The organism is bacterium (assembly GCA_037147175.1).
GTDB lineage: Bacteria > Cyanobacteriota > Vampirovibrionia > Gastranaerophilales > UBA9971 > UBA9971.
Window position 1 is genome coordinate 20,655 of record JBAWVS010000011.1, and the last position, 19,707, is coordinate 40,361.

Annotated in this window: 19 protein-coding genes; 10 read left to right on the top strand and 9 right to left on the bottom strand. The window is 32.3% G+C overall.

The annotated features are described in order from the left end of the window. Window positions 1–178: 178 nt before the first annotated feature. The gene (locus WCG23_04200; GenBank protein ID MEI8389070.1) at window positions 179–1,399 is read left to right on the top strand and encodes a hypothetical protein; all 1,221 of its coding nucleotides are present in this window, start codon (window positions 179–181) and stop codon (window positions 1,397–1,399) included. Here WCG23_04200 and WCG23_04205 read toward each other — a convergent pair. Then, entirely contained in the window at window positions 1,396–2,166 is a 771-nt protein-coding gene (locus WCG23_04205; GenBank protein ID MEI8389071.1) for a hypothetical protein, read from the bottom strand. The two genes, WCG23_04200 and WCG23_04205, sit on opposite strands and share 4 nt — an antisense overlap. A 128-nt stretch (window positions 2,167–2,294) precedes the next feature. Here WCG23_04205 and WCG23_04210 point away from each other — a divergent pair, with 128 nt between their 5' ends. The 3 genes from WCG23_04210 (at window position 2,295) to WCG23_04220 (ending at window position 5,050) form a co-directional block, all read left to right on the top strand. Beyond that, window positions 2,295–2,777: a hypothetical protein gene (locus WCG23_04210; protein MEI8389072.1), complete on the top strand. Its 483-nt coding sequence runs from the start codon at window positions 2,295–2,297 to the stop codon at window positions 2,775–2,777. Between the two features lie 90 nt (window positions 2,778–2,867). Then, entirely contained in the window at window positions 2,868–4,658 is a 1,791-nt protein-coding gene (gene aspS / locus WCG23_04215; protein ID MEI8389073.1) for an aspartate--tRNA ligase, read from the top strand. A 98-nt stretch (window positions 4,659–4,756) separates the two neighbouring features. Continuing rightward, the gene (locus WCG23_04220; protein ID MEI8389074.1) at window positions 4,757–5,050 is read left to right on the top strand and encodes a hypothetical protein; all 294 of its coding nucleotides are present in this window, start codon (window positions 4,757–4,759) and stop codon (window positions 5,048–5,050) included. Here WCG23_04220 and kdsB read toward each other — a convergent pair. From kdsB to thiC, 4 genes are all read right to left on the bottom strand, one after another. Further along, window positions 5,040–5,768 carry a 3-deoxy-manno-octulosonate cytidylyltransferase gene (gene kdsB, locus WCG23_04225; GenBank protein ID MEI8389075.1) on the bottom strand — a complete coding sequence of 243 codons (729 nt, stop codon included), beginning with the start codon at window positions 5,766–5,768 and terminating at the stop codon, window positions 5,040–5,042. The genes WCG23_04220 and kdsB overlap by 11 nt on opposite strands. Further along, entirely contained in the window at window positions 5,769–7,115 is a 1,347-nt protein-coding gene (locus WCG23_04230) for a dicarboxylate/amino acid:cation symporter (protein MEI8389076.1), read from the bottom strand. Window positions 7,116–7,358: 243 nt separating this feature from the next. Continuing rightward, window positions 7,359–8,423, bottom strand: a complete 1,065-nt coding sequence (locus WCG23_04235; GenBank protein MEI8389077.1) for an acyl-CoA dehydrogenase family protein — start codon at window positions 8,421–8,423, stop codon at window positions 7,359–7,361. A gap of 101 nt (window positions 8,424–8,524) precedes the next feature. Beyond that, a complete protein-coding gene (gene thiC / locus WCG23_04240) occupies window positions 8,525–9,784 on the bottom strand; it encodes a phosphomethylpyrimidine synthase ThiC (GenBank protein MEI8389078.1) in 1,260 nt (419 codons plus the stop codon). A 504-nt stretch (window positions 9,785–10,288) separates the two neighbouring features. Here thiC and glgP point away from each other — a divergent pair. After that, window positions 10,289–11,983 carry an alpha-glucan family phosphorylase gene (gene glgP / locus WCG23_04245; protein ID MEI8389079.1) on the top strand — a complete coding sequence of 565 codons (1,695 nt, stop codon included), beginning with the start codon at window positions 10,289–10,291 and terminating at the stop codon, window positions 11,981–11,983. A gap of 46 nt (window positions 11,984–12,029) precedes the next feature. Here the strand turns inward: glgP and WCG23_04250 are convergent, their stop codons facing one another. Both WCG23_04250 and WCG23_04255 read right to left on the bottom strand, forming a co-directional pair. Continuing rightward, on the bottom strand, window positions 12,030–12,215 hold the full coding sequence (locus WCG23_04250; GenBank protein MEI8389080.1) for a hypothetical protein: 186 nt from the start codon (window positions 12,213–12,215) through the stop codon (window positions 12,030–12,032). 12 nt (window positions 12,216–12,227) lie between these two features. Next, window positions 12,228–12,581 carry a hypothetical protein gene (locus tag WCG23_04255; protein ID MEI8389081.1) on the bottom strand — a complete coding sequence of 118 codons (354 nt, stop codon included), beginning with the start codon at window positions 12,579–12,581 and terminating at the stop codon, window positions 12,228–12,230. Window positions 12,582–12,833: 252 nt separating this feature from the next. Between WCG23_04255 and WCG23_04260 the strand changes: the two genes are divergently transcribed. The 3 genes from WCG23_04260 to WCG23_04270 all read left to right on the top strand — a co-directional run bounded on the left by WCG23_04260 (window position 12,834) and on the right by WCG23_04270 (window position 15,835). Next, window positions 12,834–13,940, top strand: coding sequence for a glycosyltransferase family 4 protein (locus WCG23_04260; GenBank protein ID MEI8389082.1), 1,107 nt, complete (start codon window positions 12,834–12,836; stop codon window positions 13,938–13,940). A 4-nt stretch (window positions 13,941–13,944) separates the two neighbouring features. Next, window positions 13,945–15,054, top strand: a complete 1,110-nt coding sequence (locus tag WCG23_04265) for a glycosyltransferase family 4 protein (GenBank protein ID MEI8389083.1) — start codon at window positions 13,945–13,947, stop codon at window positions 15,052–15,054. A 283-nt stretch (window positions 15,055–15,337) separates the two neighbouring features. After that, window positions 15,338–15,835, top strand: a complete 498-nt coding sequence (locus WCG23_04270) for a hypothetical protein (protein ID MEI8389084.1) — start codon at window positions 15,338–15,340, stop codon at window positions 15,833–15,835. A gap of 69 nt (window positions 15,836–15,904) precedes the next feature. On the opposite strand, the gene WCG23_04275 is transcribed toward WCG23_04270, so the two are convergent. Further along, on the bottom strand, window positions 15,905–16,378 hold the full coding sequence (locus WCG23_04275; GenBank protein MEI8389085.1) for a hypothetical protein: 474 nt from the start codon (window positions 16,376–16,378) through the stop codon (window positions 15,905–15,907). A 266-nt stretch (window positions 16,379–16,644) separates the two neighbouring features. Here WCG23_04275 and WCG23_04280 point away from each other — a divergent pair, with 266 nt between their 5' ends. Together WCG23_04280 and WCG23_04285 are read left to right on the top strand one after the other, a co-directional pair. Beyond that, window positions 16,645–18,231, top strand: a complete 1,587-nt coding sequence (locus WCG23_04280; protein MEI8389086.1) for a HAMP domain-containing sensor histidine kinase — start codon at window positions 16,645–16,647, stop codon at window positions 18,229–18,231. 14 nt (window positions 18,232–18,245) lie between these two features. Continuing rightward, on the top strand, window positions 18,246–18,899 hold the full coding sequence (locus WCG23_04285) for a response regulator transcription factor (GenBank protein ID MEI8389087.1): 654 nt from the start codon (window positions 18,246–18,248) through the stop codon (window positions 18,897–18,899). Window positions 18,900–18,963: 64 nt separating this feature from the next. Here the strand turns inward: WCG23_04285 and WCG23_04290 are convergent, their stop codons facing one another. Continuing rightward, window positions 18,964–19,617 carry a hypothetical protein gene (locus tag WCG23_04290; GenBank protein ID MEI8389088.1) on the bottom strand — a complete coding sequence of 218 codons (654 nt, stop codon included), beginning with the start codon at window positions 19,615–19,617 and terminating at the stop codon, window positions 18,964–18,966. Between the last annotated feature and the right edge of the window lie 90 nt (window positions 19,618–19,707).

The following is a 19,707-nucleotide window of genomic DNA, read 5'->3' on the forward strand; positions in this document are numbered from 1 at the left end:
CTGATAGAATATATTTTTAAATTTTAAAGTTATTTAAAATTTAAAAATAGTAAAACCGAAAATATGTTAGTTCACAATTAGAATAATTAAATTATAATTTATGTACAAATTCAAATACAAAGCTAAATAATTATTTGTCCTGTTTAACTTAAATAACCATGGAGTTATTAAAAACAGTATGCCGGATATTTATTGTCATATACATACACCTGTAAATATTCTTGAAGAAGAAAACAATTTTTTTATTCCTCCAATAATTGCAGACGGCAATTTATATGTTATTAAAGAAAAAAAATTGCATGATATTCTCTTATACCTCGGATATTTTCAAGAATATATTGGATATACACGAGAAAACGGCTATGAAAATGTTTCTAAATGGCTTAATAAAAAGAATTTATTAAATGGTAGTTTCCTTGAGGCTGTTAGCCAGTACTTTATAGAAAATATTCATTTGAAACAGGTTTATGACTACAAGTATTTTCACAAAAATAATCTTAATAAAGCGGTTATTTCAGATGAATACCTGAAAAATATTTTTATGAAAGTTGTTTTATATAAATATATTAAAGAAAATCAAGATAAATTTAATGAAGAAGTAGAAAAAAATCTAAACATAATCGAAAATGAATTATCTTTTATTAATAATGAAAAAAATCGCAATTTAAAAAAGCTTCATTATCAAAATAAAATTTTTGAGATATTTCTGGAGAACTTTATTACTAAACATGAAACCAACGATATATTACAAGAACTTAATAATATTAATTTTTCTTGTGAAACATTGTTGAGCAGTAACGATTTATTCGTTTATAAAACAGCAAGTATAAACTGTTATAAAGATTTCAATTTTAAATTGTCAAAAACTTCTCATAGCGAATGCCTTAGAGAAAATACTTTTGTGAAATTATATGCAGGCGCAGCTACAAGTTGTGTTAAAGAAGGTCAAATAAAATATATTCTTGAACAACTGAAAACTTATTCCCAGCTTTTTACTCAAGATACTATAGATTTTGGAGTAGTTCATCTTCAAAAAATCATCTGTTGCGAAAATTCTGGAATCAAAAAGAAACCTGAACCTCATAAATATCAGAATAAAGAAATTGAAGCTTCAAGCGTAGCAATGCTCCAAAGAACTCAGACAATTATTTCAGAAGCTGAGGAACATATAATTTCTCGATACAATTCTTTAAAAAACCATACCAATATATATTTTGCGCCTGAAAAAGAAATAACAGCACTTATTAATGTATTAAATATGAACAAAGAACACTTAACAAGGCTAAACAGTTTGATCATGGAAAAATCAAATAAAGTTGAAGCTGAGCTTATAAAATTTACATTTAAAAAAGGAAATTTGCCTTATTCTGCTTATGGTTTTGCCAGTCTGAATTTTTAATTGGCAGGTTGAAATCCGGCGATAACTTCAAAAATTTCTTTGATAACAGCTTCACGGGACTCTTTGGAAGCTCTTCTGTTAATTATTAAATCAGCATTTTCTTGAGAAGGCCGAATAAATTGTTTACTGCCTTGTTTGACTCTATTCCAGACATAGTCGGTTTCTTCCGCAGAATTAAATCTTTGAAGCGCTCGTTCAAACCAGTGTCTTTTTATAGATTTATGTTTTCTGTGTACGTATATGCGTACATCAAAAATATCACTAACACCGTTAATTAGTGTAAACAATCCTTCTGCAAGAATAATTTTGGCAGGCTTTTTTTCTTCGTCATTTTCAATTAGTTGTGATGTTTTAAAATCCCATCTGGAGGTTTGAATAGTTTCACCTCTGGTTAATCTTTCAATTTCTTCTTCGAATCTTGATAAGTTAATAGCATCAGGAGAATCAAGATCATGTCCTGTTCTTTTCAAATAATCAAGAAGTGTTTCGCCCTTAATTTTATTTTTTAAGGGTTTATAATAATTATCACAAGAAATCATGGTAATAAGATTCGGTTGATTAAAACTTTCACAAACTTTTATAACATGGTTAGCAAAAGAGGTTTTTCCTGAAGCAGACTCTCCCGCAATAGCAATTTTAACAGGCGTGTTAGTATTTTTAGCGATTTTTTGGGCTAGTTCTTGAATAAATCCTGCTCGAATCTTTTTGAATACGGGAATTTCTCGCTTAGAATCTTTTTCAATAATTTCATTTAACTTTTCTTGCATAACTTTTTAAATTTCTTTTTTCACAAATCTTTTCATAATATTTTATTTTATATTTTTTATGACTAAAATTCAATCTACTGGTATTATTTTAATATGTTAGAACCGTTGTTGGAATTGGAGAAAAATTAATGGGAAATATTTTAAAAACAGCAGTTATATTAAGTGCTATAGTCGGATTAGCGGCAGGATTTTTATTTTTAATCAATTTCTTATTATTGAAATTCCTTATTGTATTTGCACTATTTGTCTTAACAGGAGCCGGTATAATCATATATCTTAAAAAAAACGCACTTGTGGGACTTTTAACAGTTCAAAATGGCGCTCTGGTGGGAGCTGTTTCCGGGTTTATTTCTTTGACATCTGCTGCGATTGTTTTTATGCCAATAAACTATATTATCGAATTATTTACGAGTCATTATAAACAGACCCTGTCCTTTACTGATTTTACCTATACTTTTATAATTACAATTGTGATGATATTTTTTGTGGCATTAGTGATTAGCGCTCCGTTTAATGCCATTTCTGCAATGTTTGCGGCTTATTTATATGAAAAAATAGAAGATAAGCCTTTTGAATTCCATACTCATCTTGAAATTGAGCAGGATGACTAAGTAAAATTGACCTGAAGCCTATAATTATGGTAGAAAAGTATAAAGATATCATTAAAAATACCGAAAGAGATAATGGTGATGAGTAATATTATGCAAAATATAGAAACTTCAAAATTAAAAACACACTGGTGTACAGAACTTTCCGAAAAGGATACAGGAAAAAGAGTTAATCTGGCAGGATGGGTTTCAAATGTCAGAGACCTCGGCGGAATTATTTTTGTTGAACTCAGAGACAGAAGCGGTATTATTCAAATCGTTGCAGATCCTATTAAAAATACTGAAATTCACAAGGTTTTTCAGCAGCTTAAAAATGAATACGTGATAAATATATCCGGGCTTGTTACACAAAGACCCCAGGATACTTTCAACCCTAACCTTGTTACAGGAAGTATAGAGATTTATCCCGATAAAACAGAAATTTTAAGCGAAGCAGAAACCCCTCCCTTCATTATAGAAGACGGACAGGAAATTAACGAAGATCTACGCTTGAAATACAGATATCTCGATCTTAGAAGACCTAAAATGCTTAATAATCTGCTTTTAAGGCACAAAATTACTACAAATATCAGAAATTATATGAACTCTCTTGAGTTTTTAGAAGTAGAAACGCCTATATTAATTAAAACTACTCCTGAAGGTGCAAGAGATTATCTTGTTCCAAGCAGGGTTCATCCAAATAAATTTTATGCACTGCCACAATCACCACAGATTTATAAACAATTATTGATGGTAGGCGGCATTGAAAGATATTATCAGATAGCAAAATGTTTCCGTGATGAAGACTTAAGGTCTGATAGACAACCGGAATTTACTCAGGTAGATATAGAAATGTCTTTCGTAGACAGAGAAGATATTGTTTCTGTAACAGAAGGTCTTGTCACAGAATCCTTTAAAGCAGCAGGAGTTGAAGTTAAAGCACCTTTTACAAGATTAACGTACAAAGAAGCTATGGAAAACTACGGTTCAGACAAGCCGGATACCAGATTTGACCTTAAACTTTTTGATTTAAGCGATATTATGCAAAAAAGTTCCTTTGAAGCTTTTGCAGAACAAGTACAACAAGGAGGTTCTGTCAGAGCTATTCGTGTTCAAGGGATATCCGAATACAGTCGTAAAGACATGGATGATATAAGAAATCTTGCTATTTCTTTTGGGGCAAAAGGTCTTGCCTGGATAACTTATGGACTTGACGGAACAATCAAATCTCCTATACTGAAATTTCTTAACGAGGAAGAATCTGCTGAAATCCAAAAAACAGCCAAGGCAAATCCGGGAGATGTTATTTTTCTTGTTGCAGACAAGAATAAAGTTGTTTTTGATGTTTTAGGCAGGCTGAGATTGCATTTTGGAGAAAAATTAAATCTTATTGACGAATTAAAACACAATTTATTGTGGGTTACTGATTTTCCAATGTTTGAAAAAGACGAGGAAGAAAATAGATACGTAGCTGTTCATCATCCTTTTACTTCTCCAAATCCGGATGATATAGCTATAATGGAAACCCATCCCGATAAGTGCCGTGCTTTAGCTTATGACATAATATATAACGGAACTGAATTAGGTGGAGGCAGTATAAGAATTCACTCTTCCGAGCTTCAGAAAAAAGTCTTCAGCTTAATGGGCATGTCTGATGAAGAAACTCAGGAAAAATTCGGGTTTATGATAAATTCATTCAAATACGGCACACCACCGCATGGAGGAATTGCTCTTGGTTTAGACAGGCTAGTTGCAATGCTTGCAAAGACAAATTCAATTAGAGAAGTCATCGCTTTCCCTAAAAACAGCCAAGCAAGGTGCTTAATGACTGATGCTCCGGAAAGTTCTTCAGAAAAACAGTTGGATGAGCTCTATCTGAAATTAGTTATTCCAAAGAAAAAATAAACAAAATATTTCTTGAAATATCATATATAGGACTCTTGAATTTATAATTATTTTGGTATATCCTTTTTATATTAGACAAGATATAAGGGTATTTCTTTATGACCGAAGAAAATAAAATCCAAGCGGTATTTAAGTGGAAAAATAAAAATTCAGGATCAGAATTTTATGATTATACAAGTAAAGAATATTTGTCCGAAGAAGATGCAATGCTCAATTTCTTTGAATGTTACAAGGCAAAATTAGATGAATTATCACCATTAGAAATCTGGTCTTCTAATAACTGTTATAATTTTCATTATATTGCTCAATATTGGCTACATTCTGGGTGGATAACAGATGATGCAGCGGAAGAAATCATTTCTACCGCAGATACTGAAAATATTAATTTATAAGACGTTGTTTGAATTCTTCTAAATCAGCGGGTGTATCAATTCCAATCGGCTTATAATCAACTACAACAGTTTTTATGATCATTCCATTTTGCAAAGCTCTTAATTGTTCAAGACATTCGGCTTTTTCTAAATTAGTCTGTTTTAGTTCGGTCATTTTTAACAGAGAATTTCTTTTGTAAGCATAAAGCCCTATGTGTGCATAAAATTTCGTCTGATCGGCTTCCCTTTCGTAGGGAATTGCAGCACGCGAAAAATATAGTGCTTTTCCTGAGTTATCAGTAATAACTTTGACAATATTCGGATTTAAAATTTCTTCTTTTGTTGTAATTTCTCTTATTAATGTTGAAATATCAGCGTCTTTGTCAGAAATCAAGCAATTTATTGCATTATCTATACTTTCAGGGGATATTAAAGGCTCATCACCCTGAACATTAACAATGATGTCTATATCAGGATTTTCTTTTGCTATTTCTGCAATTCTATCGCTGCCACTTTGATGAGAAGAAGAGGTCATTTTTACATGACCTCCAAATTCTTTTACTGACTGAAATATTCTTTCATCATCTGTAGCAATTATTACATCCTGCGCAAGTTTTGACAGGCAAGCTCTTTCATAAACCCATTGAATTATTGTTTTACCATTAATTTTTATAAGGGGTTTTCCGGGTAATCTTGTAGAAGCATACCTTGCCGGAATAATTATTGCTGCATTAGGCATTTATACTACTTCTTTCCAAACTTCCTGATTTCCAAGAAGATCATAATCAAGTTCGCCTTCCCCCGATGCTATTATTGAAGCCACAACAGTGTCGCTGGTTACATTTATAACAGTTCTAAACATATCAAGCAGACGATCAATAGCAAATATAAGAACATAAATAGGAGCAACCTGCTCAATTGAAAGACCTAAGCTTCCTTTCACAATTAAAGCAAGTGTAATTAAACCTGCACTTGGTATTCCTGCTGATGCACTTGAAGCTATAATTGATAAAACAGCAATGAGAATTATACTTAAAAGGCTTAAATGGACATTATAAGCTTGAGCAATGCAAACCACTGCGAGTGATTGGAATAAAGCTGTACCGTCCATATTCATTGTGGCGCCTATAGGCAGAACAAAACTGCAAATTTTGCTTGAAATACCTGCTCTTCTTTCGCAACAGGCAATAGTTACAGGCAATGTTGCCGAACTGCTGGCTGTTCCAAAGGCTACCATCATCGCTTCTGCTACTGCCTGATATAAAGCAGTTGCTTTTATTTTGCTAAACAATTTAAGTATTAACGGGTAAGTTACAAATAATTGTATTGATAAGCCTAATAATACTGCTACTACATAGAGCCATAGTTCTTTTATGGATTCAAATCCGCCCTTTGCTACAGTGTAAAAGGTTAATGAAAAAATGCCCGGCATTGCAACAACCATTAACCAGTCTGTTACTTTCATTGTCGCAGCAAAAACTGATTCAAAGAAAGACACGACAGGTCTGTTTATATCGCCTATAAAGGCAAAAGCGCATCCAAAAATTATTACGGCAATGATTACCTGAACTAATTTTGTTTCTGATTGAGTGTCAGCTTCCTGATTTGTTAAAAAAGATCCCGGAAGCATATTTAAAATAAGATTTGAAACATTAGACTTACTGTTATCAATCTGGGCTACTTTTTCTTGAACGGCAGTCTGCTCTTGCTTATTAATAAGAGGCTGCAAACTCTGACCAGGTTTTAGTATAAAAGCTAAAGAAAGACCTATAACTACAGCAGTAAAAGTAATTAGAGTATAATACAAAATCATTTTTAATCCGATTTTGCCCAGCTGTTTACTGTCACCCATACTTGCAATTCCAACTATGATCGCACTGACAACAAGGGGAATTACAACCATTTGAATAAGTCTGATAAACCCCTGACCTATAAGAAATAAAAAGTCATGAAAGGCTGTAGGTTCGCCTCCCTGAAATGGAAAGAATATCCCTGCAACTACACCGCCGATTAAAGCAAGAAAAATATGCCAGTTTCTTTTTATTCCAAGTCCTAACGCTACTAAAATTTGCCAGTGTAATTTCATGTATTTATCCTTTCAACTTATATAAAGTAATGCAAATATTTTAATATTTATTATGATTGAAATCCATATAAATATTTTTTACAATTTTCCATAATCACAATTTTATTATTTAAAGAGTTATTTTAGATCATTCATATTAAGTAAAATTTATTTCTATTTATATATTATATACAAAAAGAGACTGGTCTTCAGCCTCTTTTGACAAAAACATTATATCATTGATTTGATTTTAGGTGTTAATGTTTATTTTTTGGCAAGCATATATTTGTATATTTTAGACATTTGCGTTCTGTTAGTACCGCCTTTTACTTGGTTATCAACGGCTCTTAGAACAACATTTGCAAATTCTGTATTTGCAATATATCCAATATTTCCTAATATATGCAGAGCATCAATCGAGGATTTTGCTGCTATGTCTGAAGCTTTAACTTTTGCCATTGTAGCAATTTTGATATTAGATTTGTTTTCATCAATCGAATTAGCACTAAAATATGTAAGCATTCTTGAAGCTTCAATTTCTGCAAACATGTCTGCCAGAGTAAACTGTATATTCTGGCTTGAAGAAATTGCCTGACCTTCATCATTTTTAACTTCTTTAGCAACGCCAATACTTGCAATCAATGCACTGTGAGCGATACCTATTGAGGTTGCAGCAATAACAGTTCTGGCTACTGTTTGAACATGCTCAAATTCATCACTAATCACGCCAACATGAGCGGTTTCATTAATTGTTACGTCAATAATTGCCTGTGTTAATGAAACTTTTGAAGAAGCAATATTTTTATTAATTGTATTAATATTTAATTGATCTGAATTAAGAATAAATAGTCTTATTAAACCTTCTTCATCTTGAGCAAAAACCAGATAGCTGTCAGATGAAAGCTGTTCATTATAAATTTGTTTTTTGCCGGTAATTGTCCATTGGCCATTATTTCTGATTGCTTTTGTTGAAATATTGCTTATTGAGGTTAAACCTGATTCAGAGCATAAAAGACCAATTGTTTCTTTTGAATTTAAAACTTCACTTGCATTATTGTTTCCATAAGCTTTGAAGATTTCTCTGATTAAAACTTGATCAGCTATAACTGATGCAGCATCAGATGAAATTTTTGAAATTTCTTCAAGAGCTACAGTTAATCCCAGATAGTCATCATAAACATGACTTTCTGACGGAAGAAAACCGTAAGTTTTTTCGATTAATTTTTTTGCGGTTTCTTTTGGATTTATATCCTGTGCTTCACGTAAGTTTTGATTTGCAACTTTCATGCATTCAATGTGTTTTGATCCTAATTCGAATTGTCCAGCCATATTCATTGTATCCTTTATATTTATCAATAAATTATAATGTCATGCATTTAGTTTTTTAAGATATCACAAATATATTAATAAACCAAATTTTTACCTTGAGTTTATAAATATTGTTTAACAAGCTTCATGCTGCAGTATTCTCCGCACATTGTGCAAGGAGATCCGTCGTCAATATTTTCAAAAATATCTTTATCGATAGCGTATTCTGCCTGTTTTGACCAATCAAGATTCATTCTTGCAATAGACATCTGTTTGTCACGTTCTACGGCACTTTTTCTTCCTTTCGCGACATCAGCTGCGTGTGCTGCAATTTTGCAGGTAATCACTCCTTGTCTTACCTGTTCTAAGTTCGGTAAACCGATATGTTCGCTTGGTGTTACGTAACAAAGGAAGTCAGCGCCTGACATAGCTGCGAGAGTTCCTCCAATAGCTGAAGTTATGTGGTCATATCCCGGAGCTATATCAGTAACTAAAGGGCCTAGCACGTACAAAGGCGCTCCATGCGTAAGAGTTTTAATGGTTTGAATCATTCCGGAAACCAGATTAAGCGGGACATGTCCGGGACCTTCAACCATTGATTGAACACCGGCTTTTCTCGCTCTGTTGACTAGTTCTCCGAGAACTATAGTTTCCATAACCTGAGCCCTATCGCCTGCATCTGCGCCGCATCCGGGTCTAAGTCCGTCCCCCAGAGAAATTGTTGTGTCGTAAGTTTTTACTATATCAAGAAGTTCGTCATAAAATTCATAAAGAGGATTTTCTTTTTTGTGTCCTTCAATCCATGCCGCATGCATTGAACCGCCTCTGCTTACAATACCTGTAACTCTTTTTTGTTCTTTCAATGCACTAATCACAGCTTTTGTAACTCCGCAATGAACAGTTATAAAATCAACACCATCTCTGCATTGTTCTTCAATTGCTGAAAACAATCTGTCTTTATCAAGTTCAAGCACTGATTCTTTTTCTCTTATGGATTCAACACCTGCCTGATAAACAGGAACTGTACCGACAGGGACTTTTGCTCTCGACATGATTTCTTTTCTTGTTTTAGTAATATTCTGTCCCGTGGAGAGATCCATTATTGCATCTGCGCCTGTTTTTTCTGCCATATCAAGTTTAATTAATTCTTCCTCAAGGCAGCTTCTTTGGTTAGAGGTACCAAGATTAGCATTAACCTTTATTGAAAGACCTTCTCCAACACCGGTCGGGATTACATTTTCGTGGTTTATATTTTTAAGGATTACTATTTTTCCTTCACCGACTTTTTGCATAAGCTCTTCAGGAGAAATATCTTCTTTTATTGCTACTGCATTCATTTCAGGAGTAAATTCTTTTCTTTTTGCTGATTCTAATTGAGTCATTTTTGTATTGTTCCTTTAATTAGCGGTTATTGTGAGTTAAATATTACTATAAATAGAAAATTATTTCAGTATAAAAATGATGAAAATTAAAGCATGCCCTGAAATAAAAAAAAAATAACATGTTTTGAAAAATATGAGAATTCTTTAATATACATAGCTTTAGAACTTATAATTTGATAATATTGAAAAAAATTTTATTCAAGATAAAATTATTATGAATTATGAGTAAAATAAACAAATAAACATTAAATTTAATTAATAATATAAGTATATAAAGACAGTATTACAGGATTTAAAAATCAAATCTGCTCGATATAAAAAGAAAAATTTCTTCATATTTGCTATAATCAAATTGAGGTGATAAATATTTGAAGCAACAATTATCCTTAATATAGTTGACATAAAAAATAAATTAACTTAGATTTAAGATTTACGGTGTATTTTGCATCAAACCTCATTTACGAGGAATTGTTAAGATATTTAATTTAAAGGGTAAGGATAAAAATGACATTACCAAATGTAGCATACTTCTCAATGGAAATGGCGATTGACCAGACATTAAGCATTTATGCAGGCGGTCTGGGATTTTTGGCTGGCAGCCATATGCAATCAGCAGGTTATCTTGGAGTGCCGATGGTCGGAGTTAGCATTCTCTGGTCATTTGGTTACTATGACCAAAGGATCAACAGCGAAGGTACAGTTGAATTAGCTTATGTTAGAAAATACTATGATTTTTTAACAGACACAGGTATTACTGTTGATGTTCAAATCTATGGAAGAAACGTTAAAGTTAAAGCTTTCAGGCTTGAACCCGAGATTTTCGGAACATGTCCAATCTATTTATTGTCGACAGATCTTCCTGAGAATACTCCTGAAGACAGAGCTATTACACATAAACTTTATGACGGAGACGAAAGAACACGTATTGCTCAAGAAACAGTGTTGGGTATAGCAGGCGTTAGAGTTCTTAGAGCTGCACAATACGAATTCGATCTTATTCATATGAATGAAGGGCATGCGTTGCCTGCGGCATTTGAACTTTTAAGAGAATTCAACGGCGATTTAGCTAAAGTCAGAGAAAAAACTGTATTTACAACTCATACACCTGTTTCGGCAGGAAATGAAGTCCATTGGGTTGATACATTAAAAGAAGGCGGTTTCTTTGCCGGTACTTCCAGAGAAAGAGCCGTTCAATTAGGTGGCGAAAACTTCTCTCTTACTGTTGCAGCCTTAAAAATGAGCAGACTCGCAAATGCTGTTTCTCAGCTTCATGGGCTGGTTTCAAATAAAATGTGGGAACATGTTGAAGACAGATGCCCTATTATTGCAATTACAAATGCTGTAAATCTTCATTACTGGCAAGATTCCAGAATCCCTGCGGCAGAAAAATCATCAAATTACCAAGATATTCTTGATGTTAAAACAGAAATGAAAAAAGAACTGTTCAAATATATTGCAGGGACAACAGGTAAACGTTTTGATCCTAATGTCCTGACAATTACATGGGCAAGAAGATTTGCGGATTATAAAAGAGCCTGGATGATCTTGATGGAAAGAGATCGCATCTCCAAACTTCTTAAAGAAGGAAAAATCCAACTTGTATTTGCAGGAAAATTCCACCCTGCTGATACTCTTGGTCGTGATATGTTTAACAATATTCTTAAACAATCTTATGAACTCCCTAATGTTGTTGTTCTTCCTAACTACGAACTTGAACTCAGCTCTCTTATGAAAAAAGGCAGCGACGTATGGTTAAATACACCGTTAAGACCTTTTGAAGCGTCAGGTACATCAGGTATGTCAGCTAATATGAACGGTGCACTTCACCTCTCAACATTCGACGGTTGGGCTGTAGAAGGTACTTTCCACGACATTAACGGATTTACTATCACTTATCCGGGACTTGATGATGATATCCCTTGGGAAGAAAGACACTGGAAAGATTATGAATGCTTAATGGATATAGTTGAGAATAATATCCTTCCTACATATTATGAAAATAAACCAAGATGGTCTCAATTAATGCGCCAGGCTGTCAGAACATCAGAAGCTTATTTCCACTCTGACAGAATGGTTACTGAGTACTATAACAGACTTTATAAGCCAATCGCTCTTGGCGTCCCAAATAGCGAAGGCTCAGAAGTTATAATTACAGAACAAACAGATTCAAACTCATTTACATGTTCATCTGTTAAATAAATAGATTTTCTGAATAAAAAAACTCGGTATAAAAACCGAGTTTTTTTTATTTTTTCATATTATTAATAAAATTTTCAGCATGTCCTGAATTATTACTCATGAACCTTGCTTCTTCTGTTTCAGGATTAAACATAAAATACTTCAACACTTCATCGAGAACCCCTTTTTTTACAAGTCCTTTAGGTCGTACTGCCTGATCAACAATGCCGCTTCCTGTCCAACTGTCAATCAAAATAGCTTCTCCCTAGGTTTTAGGGTCAGTCAAATCAGCCTCTTTAGGCAATCCTCTGAGTAAAAAGCAATGATCTCTTTTTTTTATATTTGTGCCTTTGATAAAAATATCTAAATGTATTTTATGAGTTTTTATTCCTTTAATAAGGTGTTCATGTTGTACAATTATATTCATTTCTCCACAATTTCCGACTTTTTTTTCTAACATTAATTCTTTTAATTTTTTTGCATATTCGGAAAAATCTTTAAAAAATAATCTGTCGAAATAGTCTCTAAATTTACATATTTGCGCAAAATATTTATATGAAGGGACTTTAAGTTTTTCTATAATATCAGCATATTTAGGATCACCTATATGCTGAAGCATTTTGATTTGTATATAAGTATCCGAATTAGGTCTGCCGACTTCTTTGCGAAATTAACTCACTATTTTTTGACTGAATTTAATGTCTTCATGCAAGCCTGTAAAAGAAATATTCGGTTTTGAATTAAAAGAAAGTAACATAAATTTATCTGCTTAAATATCCTAACGTTTAAAAATATAAAACAGGTAAATTATAAAAATTGCTATATTTTAAAATTAATATTTTTTAAAATATTAATTTGATATAATTAAATAATGAAAAAATTGGCATTTGTTATAAACGTTTTTAGAGAAGATGGTTTTCACAGTGGCGGCGAGAGGGTATTTTACGAGCTTGTCAACAGAGCCGTGAATTTGGGCTGTATTGTTGATCTTTACTGTACCACTTATTTAAGCTGCCAAAATATTTTAAAATCAAAAATCAATAAAATTAACTTTATCGGTCATCCAAAGGATTTTAAGCATCCTGAAAAAATAGAAAAATTTTATGATCAAGTTAAAGAAATGATTCATGATGAAAATTATGACCATGTGATTTCGGAAAATATTTCTGTATCGATTGATATCGGGGTTTTGCAGGGGCATTCTTTGCTTCATTATAAAGACTTATCAGGAAATTTTTTCTCAAAATTAATATTTACAATTCAAAAATACAAGTATATAAATGCACAGAAAAAATGGCTTAAAAATCAATATAATAAAATAATAGTGCCCTCAAACACCTTAAAAGACGAATTAATAAGAAATTTCAAGATAAGTGACGAAAAGTTTGTTGTAATACACCCCGGAGTCGATATTCCGAAAGTAAAATCGCATGCAGCTTGTAATAAAGAACTTGTTTTCGGACTTTCCGCCCCCAGTTTCAGTAAAAAAGGAGGAAACGTCTTTCTGAAAGCCCTTTCTCTGCTTAAGAAAAAAGGCTATAAGTTTAAAGCAAAAATCATTTATTCAAAGTCAAAGATAAATCTAAAACTCCAGTTTTTGCTTTCTATGTACGGATTAAAAGATTTAATCGAATTTTTGCCTTACCAAAAAGACATGCAGGAATTTTATAATTCTGTTGACGTTGTAGTAATGCCGTCTTTAATGGAAACTTTCGGGCTTGTGGCTCTGGAAGGCATGATTAATAATAAACCTGCTGTTGTAAGCTCTTTTTGCGGTGCATCAGAGATTTTAGAAGATGAAGTTAACGGCTTTATCTTTGATATGAATAAAAATTCGTCTGTAAATCTTGCAGACAAGCTTATTTATCTTCTAGAAAATCAAGAAAAATATGAAGATCTGTCAAAAATGGCTTATGAAACAGCTATAAAACATAATTGGCAAGGGTTTTGCGACAAGTTTTTTGAGGAATTGAAATAAAAAGATGAAAAAAATAGCTTTTGTTATAAGACTTTTTCAGAAAGACAATTTTCATGGCGGTGGTGAAAAACTTTTTTTTAACCTGATAAAAAGATTTATTGCAGCGAATTATGAATTAGATATATATTGCAGTAATTCAGATATAGAGAGTATTAAGGGCATTAATAAAATAGTTGTTGTCGACAGGCATTATGATCACTTAAAGCCGGAAACAATGGAAAATTTTTATGATGAAGTTAAAAATCTTATTAAAAATGGAAGTTATGACTTTGTGATTTCTGAAAACATAACGCCTGCTATAGATATAACTTTTTTGCAAGGGCATTCTCTTTTAAACAGGCTTAAAAGAGATAAAAATCCTTTGGAAGCATTTTTTTATAACTTTAGAAAAGTTAAAAAAGAGCGAATGAAATTTCATAAAAAATGGTTTAATGAAGGATTTAGAAAAATATTTGTGGTTTCTGAGGTTTTAAAAAGTGATATTGTCGAAAATTACGGTATTTTAGAAGATAAAATTTCTGTAATATATCCGGGTGTTGATGTTCCGGAAGAAACGCCTGAACTAAGCAACAATAATATTATAACTTTCGGGCTTTCTGCACCGGGATTTAAAATTAAAGGCGGATTTATCTTTCTTAAGGCACTGGGATTGCTCAAAAAACAGAGATATGCGTTTAAGGCAAAAATAATTTATCCTAAATATTCGAAAAATTTGGGCGTTAAAATACTGGTTAAGCTTTTAAATATTGAAAAAAATGTGGAATTTTTGCCGTATCAAAATAATATTATGAAATTTTATAAATCAATAGACGTTCTGGTTGCCCCTTCGGTCGAAGACACTTTTAACCTTGCAGTTTTGGAAGCTATGGCTAACTATAGACCTTGTATTGTTAGTAATAACGCAGGAGCTTCTGAAATAATTAAAGATGGTAAAAATGGCTTTGTTTTTGAAATAAAAGGTAAACCTGATAAAAATTTGGCTGATAAAATGGTGGAATTCCTTAATATTTCAGACAAAAAACAGTATATTTGCGATAAAGCTTTACAAACAGCAAAATATTACAACTGGCAAAGAACTTTTGAAAAATTTGTAGAAGAATTGAAAACTCTTTAGATATATATTATACAGTTCGTAACAATAATTAATAAAAAAGTTTTAGTTAAAGTGATATTTAATAAATTAAAAATCCCTTTATTTTTCCTTTATCCTTGTGCTGCCGATTTATTAGGCTTATCTTAACTGACAATAATATGTATTTTAATTAATATGACTCTCTGGTGCTAGCAATTCGTTTTTAAAAAATGTGTTTATTATATCAAGGATATATATTTAATATTTCGAGAATATAACTTTTAAGTATATGTGTGATTAGACAAATAAAAAAGGAGAAATGCTAATGAGTTTTTCAGTCAACAGAACTAACGGACAACATCGTCAACAGCCACCCTCCGGAGGTAATCCTCCTCAAGAAATTATCAGTGCACTTAAGGCAGGAGGAGCAACTTCTGCACAATTAGCGGCTATTAATGGACCTGAATCTGCTAAAAGTCTGGCTGATTCTCTTGGTGTTAATCTTCCTGAACCCCCTCAACCACCACAGGACGGTATATTTGATGGTCAAAATAATGCAAATAGTACAAATAATAATCAGGGTAATTCAATGAAGGCACAAGTTGATGCCCAACTCAAAGCAGCAGGCGCGACCTCTACAGAATTAGCTAACGCTCAGGCACAAGGAATTGAAGGAATTAAAGCTCTGGCCGCAAAATACGGTGTCCAGCTTCCTCAACCGCCACAGCCACCTCAAGGAACTTCTTCCTCCTCTTCTTCCTCCTCTTCTAATATTTCACAAATGATCGCCAGCTTACTTCAATCTTTAGGTATTAGTGCATAGAAATGTAGATACAAGATTTGAAAGAAAAAAATAACGCTTTGTACAAAGCGTTATTTTTTTAATAAATATTTATTTTGATTGATTTTTAATTTCCTGAGCGGTTTGTCTGGCTTTAAATTCTGCTATAACAGCCTGTTCAGCCTCTTGTTCCGAAACATTGGGATGTTGTTGCCTATATTCTTCTACTTTTGCCTGAAATTCAGCTTTATGATTGCCATGATGATCTCCATGTGTTCTTTGGGGAAGCTCAGGCAGTTGAATATTATGTTCTTGAGCATATTTCATAACAGCTTGAGGCCCTTGTTTAATTATATCATCAGGTACTCCAAGAGCTTTTAATTTTTGTACAAATTGGTCTTGATTAGCATCATTGTTAGGCGGTGGCGGTGGTGCCTGAATACCGTGAGATTTAAGCAATTCCTCAAATGCACTCGGTCCTTGACTTCTTGCTGTTTGCAGTTCTTCTTGAGAAATTCCTGCGGCCTGAAGTTTTTGAATAAATTGCTCCCTGTTAAATTTTACTGCATTAATGCCTTGTACCATAACTTTTCTCCTTGATTTGTTATTTTAATAAATTCAATTTTTCATATTAAAAATTATAATGATATTATTTTAAGAAAAACCCTATCTTTATACGAATTTCAAAAAAATAACTCTAGAGAGCTAGTTTTAACTTATAGCAATAAAATGTTATATATATAAAGTGAAAGAGAGATTATATGTTTAAATTCGCAAGATATTTTTTCGCGGTTTTCTTTATTACCACTATAGTTCCGCTAGTACTGATGTTTTCATGGAATCATTATCAAATGAATCGCATGATGAAAGAAAAAAATCAGCATTTCCTTGATTTTGGAAGCAAAGAATTAAAACGGACAACCCAGCAATATTTGAAAATCAGAGAAAGTTATATTTTAGAGAAAATATTATATTTGCCGACAGAAAAAGTTCTTTTAAAGAATCTGCAAGATATTTTTAAAACAGAAAAAATAGAGTTAATTTATGATAAAAAAATAATTAAAGTTGAATCTTATTATGAAGCAATCAAATCTAAATCTTCTAATAAACCTGAACTTTACAATGTTTTAGTAACTCCATTTAAAAATTCAAAAATAAAAGGCATAAAAATTGCTGAAAAAGTAGACCTTAAACAGTTTCATCCCAATGGTCCTTTTGATATAGAAATATATCTGGGAAATAAAACAGATAAAAATTCTTTTTTGAAAAGTCTTAAAGATCCTTTATTTCCTCAAAATCTTCCTCCTTTTATGCAAAATAAAATGCCTCAAATTTCAAGATTTATCGATTTTGCTAAAATAGAAAATTCTGAACATAAAGAAGTAAAAATAAACGATAATTATGGCAAAACAGTCGCTATTTTGCTAATAAAACCTGCGGACATGCCGATTTCTTCATTTTCTTCACCACCGCATGGTTTTCAAGGTCCCCCACCCCCACCGGGGACAGGACATGATGTTGAGAATGAATTAGGACTGCTAATTTTATTGGCAGGGTCTGTTTTTAGTTTATTAATGGGCTTTTATCTCAGTAGAAATTTCATCAAACCTCTGTTGGTTCTTTCCAATGCTTTAAAACAGGTTCAGCAGGGTAATTTATCATTTGAACTCGATACTCATATTAAGCAGGAACAAATATTTGGCATTTTTAACGATTTTAATCAAATGATAAAAGGTTTGAGAGAAAAAGATACACTAAGAAAAAGCTTTGTAACCAATTTGACACATGATCTTAAAACTCCATTAATAGCTCAAGAACGCTCTCTTGGAATAATAGCAAATGAATTCGAGTCACTGGGATTAAAAGGTCCTTATGCACTGGCTAAAGGATTAGAAAAAAATAATAAACATCTGTTAAGAATGGTTAATTTAATTTTGGAATCATATCGCTTTGATTCTCAAAATTTGAATCTTATAATTTCAAATATAAATCTTTCTGAATTAATAGATAATTGTTATGAAAAATTAAATCCGCTTGCTTTAGAGAAAAATCTTCAGCTTTTAAACAATATTCCAAAAGATTTTGCCCTATTTAATGCAGATATTACAAGTGTTAAAAGAGTTTTCTTGAATTTAATTTCAAATTCCATCGATAATTTAACCCAAAATGGCAAAATTGAAATTAGTGCGGAATCCTGTAATGAATTTATCAAGATATTTGTTCAGGATAACGGTTCAGGTATTGCACAAGAAGATTTAATGAGCATATTTGATCCCTACTATAGCGGAAAAAGCGCTGAAAGGAAAATTGGTTCAGGTTTAGGGCTTTATGTTTGTAAAAAATTAATCGAAATACATCATGGAGAAATAACTGTTGATAGTGAAATAAATAAATATACAAAATTTATTATTAAACTGCCGCTAAAAGTTCAATTATAAGAGGATAAAAAATAATGAGTATAAAAGTATTGATAGCCGAAGACCATGATCATACAAGACAGGGACTGATTTATGGACTTGAAAAATATGAAAATATAAAAGTGGTTGCCGAAGCTGTCAACGGTGATGAGGCTGTCGAGTTTGTTAAAAAAACAAACCCAGATGTAGTATTAATGGACATTATGATGCCTGTTTTAAACGGAATAAAGTCAGCACAAAAAATTAAGGCTATTAATAATGATATAAAAATAATTATGCTGACTTCGTATAACGAAAAAGAACAAGTTTTGTCAGCTTTTAATTCCGGTGCTAATGCTTATTGTATGAAAAATATTTTGATTGAAGATCTTGTTAATGTAATCAAAACAGTAATAGATGGCTCTTTATGGGTAGATTCCAGTATAGCAGGATATATTTTAGAACTTTTACAGTCAAAATCAATTACGCCTGCGGGTAATACACAAAAAGAAAATGCTAATAATCTTACAAACAGAGAAAAAGAAATCTTAAAATTAATTGCAAACGGCTTAAATAATAAAGATATTTCAGAAAAGCTCTATCTCTCTTTGCATACTGTAAAAAATCATGTCCGCAGTATAATTCACAAACTTGCGGTAAGTGACAGAACACAGGCAGCCATACTGGCTTTAAAAGAAAATCTTATATAGCATTAAAAAACCTGCTGTTTTTCGGCAGGTTTTTTAGTGCTGAAGTTTTGATTCTTCAAAAATTTTATACTCTGATATCTATAGGAGATTCAAGTTGATCAGAAGTTATAGTTGAAGGATCTTGAGGATCAGTTGAAGAAGAATCTGATTTTAAATCCTTTATAGCTTTTTGAATAGCGGCTTCAGTCAGTGTACTACTGCTTGAAGACTTGCCGTAATTTGATATAGCTTGTTGTATTTGTTTAGCTATATCACTATCTGAAGCATTCATTGTTTTTAATTCGTTCAGATAGCTCTGTAATTCATCTTTTGTAAGCTTGCTGCTGCTTGAGGAACTTGTGCTTTTAGTGCCGTCAGCTGCATCTGCACCTTTAGCTCCTTTTGAACCTTTTGAACCACCTTCGGGTGGTTTCATGTAATCTTTTCCTTTTTTTAAATCATCAGCTGTAATGCTATCGCTTCCGTTTGAAATTTTATTAAAGTTAGAGTCTAACTGTTTAAGGAATCCTAATTTGTGCTTGTCGGCGGAACTGGTACTGCTGTCAGATTCAAGTTTTTTGATATAGCTTTCCAGTTGATCTTTTGTAATAGTTTTTCCCTCGCCGCCAACATCCTGTGTCAGTTTATTAAACATATCCTCAGCGCTAGGCGGTTTTTTGGGGGTTTGCTCGGATTGAGAAACATAAGACTGTTGAGAATCAATACTACCAATTGACATAAATTCAACTCCTCTTTAAAAAATAATTAACAAAATAAAAAAATAATAAAACTTAATAATTATTATATACCCGATTAATTTATTTATTTA